Below are 4,885 nucleotides of genomic sequence, written 5' to 3' on the forward strand. Positions count from 1 at the left end.
GCTATAGTTATCTTGGTTCTCAAACACATATATTCTCTAAAACCTCTCTAAGATGCCATTTTTTTGGGTTCCAGCTATATGTCAAGAAAAACAATGGTTAGCTGGTGGAGATACGTTTATAGCGAAGCGTAGCGGAAAGTTCAACCAGTGCACATAACCTAGTGCCGAACTCGATATAAAGCCGTTATCATCCAGTGTTCACTCGATGATAACACGATGATAACAGCTTCATATCTGGATAGTCTACTGGGTGAATACAATCATAGAAGTATAGTTCCCGAGTATAAAGAGAGACGTAGCATCGGAATGCTACGATACGGTATAAAAAAAATGGCGACGAATTACTCCGCCCCCCTATACGTGGTATGAGACGATTGTTTCATTCGGGCAAGTAATTCCGCCACATGACGACCTTGGTAACGAGTCCCGTCCAGTTCGTACTTATTCGGTGCTTAGCTACCATCCGGACGACAAACTCACCGCAATGCTTCGGTGGAATAACCCATCCTTCCCTCTTCCAAGGCTTAAGTTTGTTTTTTTTAGAATCTGTCGGATACTCTCATGCGATATATCGTCAACATACTGCAGTTCAACCATCTTGTCAGCCAATAAACGGAGAGACCATTTGGCGTAGCCATCTGGAGCTTTACTGCAACAAAGAGCGACCAAATGTGCATCAAGTTCACCGTCGAACTTCTTTACGTACAGTCTCCTGGATTTCCCAGGATTCATCACAACATCGAAACCTTCAACAAACTTCTTCTTCACCCTGTCGATGGTCTTCATGCTCACACGGGTGATGTCACTAATCACTCTGTTGGGGTACACAGTAGATTGATTACCTTCATCACAACTGAGTAAAATCATAGCATCCTTCACTCTCGAAACAGGTCGTGTACCCTTATTAACAATGTTTTCGAGATCATCTCGCTCTGCTTTGCTTAGCGTCACTTTGTACCTGATAACAATCACTGCGGGTCAATATCTCATATTTTCTGGAATTCTTTTCACAATTGAGGCATTACTTTACAAAGCAATGCCTCATTCTAGAGGTGGATTTCCTTGCAGTCATCAAAAACTACTTCATATTCTCATAAAGGAGTATAGTGTATTCTTGTAGCTGGAAAGATTCAAGTTCTTCTTAAAAACACAACCCCTTGCATACAAAACTACCTCTGGCCTTTCTACTGCCTTGTATTCGATATAGTAAATCTGGCCATTCCACCACCATAGTGATGGGTTTTCTTTGATAACAACCTTTACGAGTTCATTTGATACTATGCTGATGTCCATAAGTTGGTATCCTTTATTAGCACAAAGATTCTGCGATATCAAGATAAATTCATGTGCTGATAAATTGGTTGTGATACAAGCTTTTTTCCATGACTCTACATCATCCAAACGTATCTTCCGGTAAAATGCTATGGATGCATAAATACCATAAGCAAATGGAGCATAAATCAGCGGGAGAGCAATCATATTAAATTGAAATTCGGTCATTATCAATCTCCTTCATGGCTAAATCAGATTAAAAGATTAGATGTCCTCAGAAATGATGTGCTATCAGCGAAGCGCTTCCTGCAACAACGGGTCCTATTACGAAAGCACCGATAGGATTGGGGCAAGCCCCGGCACCAATAGCATATCCTAAGGCATCACAAAATCCCGTTAAAAATGGTCCTTTCATATCTGGAGACCATTCATGAAGTAGGATTGCTACAAACCCTTTCATTGGTTGTGACAAATCGGGATATTCTTTATATGTGTTCAACATTTCATATATATCCTCTGACTGTTCTCCTTTCTCATACATTTCTGTAATAGCAGATATCAATTGTTGATCTTTCGAAGAAAGGTTAGACTTACTGAGGTCATACTTCACGAAATTAGCAGGAACATAATCTACGTTACTATCCAATATTCTAAATGGCTCATAAGCAAGCATACAATTAGCATACAATACATCTGCGTCGATATTGAAATAAGCCGAGAATTTTTCCGAGGCCATGTCAATAGCTTGTGAAAGTTCCTCATAAAACACTAAGGAGTCGCCCTCAGTACCGCTAAACACCATGTTTTCCTTAAGATAGCTCAAAATCATATCATGGTCACAGCAGATTTGTTCAAGATCGGCACTCTTAATTTGAGTTGCATTACTTGTTGCCTTACCTGAGCATCCTATGAATAAAGCAACGATCACAATCATTGGTATCAGGAAGAATACTAGCATACATTTCTTCATGATAAAACCTCTATACGTTTTTGAAAGAGGATGAATCACTATGAGATAATTTGTCAATCACTTTCTCTGCCATTTCTTCTAATATCTCACGAGATTGTTGAAAAGTTTCTACTTCATTGAGTTTCTTTTCCTATGTTCTTAGAAAAAAGCACGTCGAGGTTGTTCTTTGCGAACAACGCTTTGCTAGGGATTGTATTTTGTGAATTTGCGATCTACTCAGTAGTATTGTATAAAAAACGCCCTATTTGCTTGTGTGTCAGCAAAAAACCTATATTAGTGCTTCATCTCATGAATAAAATGCAAATGGAGCAAATGTTGCAAAACATTAGTAATGATGTAATCAAGTCCCTCCAGCAAGGATTCTGATCTTCCGGACAAAGATGACGTAGCATCGGAATGCTACGATACAGTATAAACGAAAATGGGGACGAATTACTCCGCCCCCCATATACGTAGTATGAGACGATTATTTCATTCTGGCAAGTAATTCCGCCACATGACGACCTTGGTAACGAGCTCCGTCCAGTTCGTACTTATTCGGTGCTTTGCTACCATCCGTGCCGGCTATTACGCTAGCGCCATAAGGAGTACCACCACTGATTTCTTCCATAGTGGATTGTCCGGTAAAACTGTATGGCAGACCCGCTACGAGCATGCCATGATGCAATAGTACCGTGTGGAAACTAAGTATTGTAGCTTCCTGTCCTCCATGCTGAGTACCAGTAGAGATAAATACGCTGCCTATTTTCCCTACCAAGGCTCCTTTTGCCCACAATCCGCCGGTGCCATCTAAAAAAGCCTTCATCTGCGATGCCATCATGCCAAATCTGGTGGGTACTCCAAAGATGATTGCATCGTAATCCGCAAGTTCCATGGGGTCAGCTACGGGGATGTGTTCAAAGGCTTTCTGGGCTTCTTTGGCACCAATCTTTGCCAGGATATCATCGCCAAGGGTTTCTGGTACCCGCTTGAGTACTACTTCCACGTTTTCTACGCTTTTGGCGCCCTCTTTCACAGCCTCAGCCATCTGATAAATGTGTCCGTAGGTTGAGTAAAAAAGTATAAGTATTTTCATGTTATCTCCTTTATCGTGTTGTTCAGTTGTAGTAGCTATCCCGGTACATCCAACCTATGGCTGTCGCTTTATCTATATCAGAGATAAGCCAGGTTATGCTATTGTGGTAATGGATACATCCACAACTGTGATAACAGTATAAACGAAATTACCTATATGTCAAGTGGGATATTATGCTCAGGATGCAATCAGTTCACGAATGGTGGCAATGAGATCCTCGATGTGTTCTTCCAGAGTGTTGAAGGAGCACATCAGACGAACTTCGTTTCGCGCTTCATCCCATGTATAGAACATATATTTTTCTTGTAGAGGCAGCAGCCAGGCTTTGGGTATAATGGCAAAAACAGAATTTACATATACTTTTTGGGTGATCTTTATCTGTTTGATTTCTGCCAGCCTTTGAGCCAGTAAACGCGCCATGGCATTGGCGTGTTGAGCGTTTTTGAGCCACAAATCTTTGTCCAGATACGCCTGAAATTGAGCGGAGATAAAGCGCATTTTGGAAAAGAGCTGATTGCACTGTTTGCGGTAAAAACGGATTTCGGAGCTGAGATCGGGACGGAAGCTGATGATTGCTTCGCCAAAAAGCAGGCCGTTTTTAGTTCCCCCGAAGCTTACAATATCCGCTCCAGCATCCTTGGTCATGGTTTTCAGATCCACTTCCAGCGCAGCAGCGGCATTTGCCAATCTGGCACCATCGATGTGGAGCAGCATATTGTGGGCGTGGGCAAAATCTGCCAGCGCCATAATTTCTTCCACACTGTAGAGAGTGCCATACTCGGTACTTTGGGAGATGGATACTATTTTGAACTGGGAGTGATGCTGATCGCGATTTCCCAACAGGCGGGGGGCAATCAATTCCGGGCTAAGCTTGCCATCCTTTGTTTTGATGGGGCTCAAGCGAGCTTGACTGCACTTTTGCACGGCTCCGCATTCATCCACATTGATGTGAGCGCTTTCGGCGCAGATGATGGCATTGAAAGAACGAATCAGGGATTGCAAGGCTACCACATTGGCGCCGGTACCCGTCATCACCAGGGTGGCCTCGCATTCACCGCCAAACAGCGCTTCCAATTCCCGGATGATGTCGTGAGTGAGAGGATCGTCGCCATAGGCGGGGCAAAAGCCGGTATTTACCTTTTGCAGTGCGGAGAATACGGTGAAGTGAATCCCGCTATGATTATCGCTGCCAAAACTGATGGGAAACATTGCAAACTCCATTTCTTTTCTATGGAATCAGAATAAATTGCCTCAGCCTTTATGTCAAGAGGGGATTCTATTTTTTGCACTCTCCCATATGCTGCGATCCGTTACTAATCGAGATAGCCGAGAACAGCAGGTATGAAGTATACTACCCTTTCCCCCGATGCATCTCGTGTACCCGTATGCCTTACCAGTAGCTGATTTACAGGATTTGTCCCAGAGCTGTCCGACATATAGATAACCGAAGTTGAGCAGAAAAAACTCCAAATTTGTCATATTGGAATCGTAACACATTGATACATATACCTCGGGTACGCTTAAAAAGGACGTTTAGTGTCCATAATTGAAACTATCGATATCGATAT

At 42.6% G+C, this 4,885-nt stretch carries 5 protein-coding genes; all 5 read right to left on the reverse strand.

All coding sequences use genetic code 11. The features are described 5' to 3' along the window. Positions 1–456 precede the first annotated feature (456 nt). Complete coding sequence (locus PHF32_08510) at positions 457–867, reverse strand: helix-turn-helix domain-containing protein (GenBank protein MDD4560756.1); 411 nt, start codon at positions 865–867, stop codon at positions 457–459. Positions 868–1,083: 216 nt separating this feature from the next. Beyond that, positions 1,084–1,500, reverse strand: coding sequence for a hypothetical protein (locus PHF32_08515; GenBank protein MDD4560757.1), 417 nt, complete (start codon positions 1,498–1,500; stop codon positions 1,084–1,086). 46 nt (positions 1,501–1,546) lie between these two features. Further along, positions 1,547–2,230 (reverse strand): hypothetical protein, encoded by a 684-nt coding sequence (locus PHF32_08520; protein ID MDD4560758.1) that lies wholly within the window; start codon positions 2,228–2,230, stop codon positions 1,547–1,549. Between the two features lie 478 nt (positions 2,231–2,708). After that, a complete protein-coding gene (gene wrbA, locus PHF32_08525; protein ID MDD4560759.1) occupies positions 2,709–3,317 on the reverse strand; it encodes an NAD(P)H:quinone oxidoreductase in 609 nt (202 codons plus the stop codon). A 177-nt stretch (positions 3,318–3,494) separates the two neighbouring features. Then, the gene (locus PHF32_08530) at positions 3,495–4,526 is read right to left on the reverse strand and encodes an aminotransferase class V-fold PLP-dependent enzyme (protein MDD4560760.1); all 1,032 of its coding nucleotides are present in this window, start codon (positions 4,524–4,526) and stop codon (positions 3,495–3,497) included. Between the last annotated feature and the right edge of the window lie 359 nt (positions 4,527–4,885).

Source organism: Candidatus Cloacimonadota bacterium, assembly GCA_028706475.1.
Lineage (GTDB): Bacteria > Cloacimonadota > Cloacimonadia > Cloacimonadales > Cloacimonadaceae > UBA5456.

What these genes read in the sequence shown, in the direction of transcription:
- PHF32_08510 (MDD4560756.1), bottom strand. Translation starts at nt 867, where the DNA reads ATGATTTTACTCAGTTGTGATGAAGGTAATCAATCTACTGTGTACCCC.
- PHF32_08515 (MDD4560757.1), bottom strand. Translation starts at nt 1,500, where the DNA reads ATGACCGAATTTCAATTTAATATGATTGCTCTCCCGCTGATTTATGCT.
- PHF32_08520 (MDD4560758.1), bottom strand. Translation starts at nt 2,230, where the DNA reads ATGCTAGTATTCTTCCTGATACCAATGATTGTGATCGTTGCTTTATTC.
- wrbA (MDD4560759.1), bottom strand. Translation starts at nt 3,317, where the DNA reads ATGAAAATACTTATACTTTTTTACTCAACCTACGGACACATTTATCAG.
- PHF32_08530 (MDD4560760.1), bottom strand. Translation starts at nt 4,526, where the DNA reads ATGTTTCCCATCAGTTTTGGCAGCGATAATCATAGCGGGATTCACTTC.